Below are 507 nucleotides of genomic sequence, written 5' to 3' on the forward strand. Positions count from 1 at the left end.
AGCGAGATGAGCGACTCGACTGCGATGGCTGCGCGTCAAGCCTTCAGCAACCAGATCGAGGGCGAGCTCAAGCAGTTTGAGGAGAGCCTCTACGGCACCGAGTACACCAAACCAGAGGCTAGCGATAGCGACCTTCAGGAGGGACGTGACGGCGAGGACGACAGTGAGCTTGACACAGCCCGTGCCCGTCGCTCACAAGAGCTTCGCGAGGGCAAGAGCCAACGTAAAGCAGCCAAGGTGACCAAAGCGAAGAAGAAGAGTCGCACCACCAAGAAGGCTACTCCCAAAGCTGCCAAGGCAGAGCAACCGAAGCAGTCGAAGAGTACTACCACACGCTCCGTACGCAACCGCTTCTAGCGACTAAGTCGCCAACCAAACACAAGAGGGCTGGGTCCATCACAACGGACTCAGCCCTCTATCTTTGTCTATTCCCCCACCCTTCCAGCGACGCTTCTTGATGAAACTAGAGTTTCTCCCGTATGAAACTAGAGTTTCTCCCGTATGAAA

General features: G+C 55.8%; 1 pseudogene. It reads left to right on the forward strand.

Annotated elements, in window-relative coordinates:
* A pseudogene (locus PORUE0001_RS01375) lies at positions 1-357 on the forward strand (gliding motility protein GldN); the annotation flags it as partial.
* Between the last annotated feature and the right edge of the window lie 150 nt (positions 358-507).

The sequence above is a fragment of the Porphyromonas uenonis 60-3 genome (assembly GCF_000174775.1).
In the GTDB taxonomy this organism is placed as follows: Bacteria; Bacteroidota; Bacteroidia; order Bacteroidales; family Porphyromonadaceae; genus Porphyromonas; species Porphyromonas uenonis_A.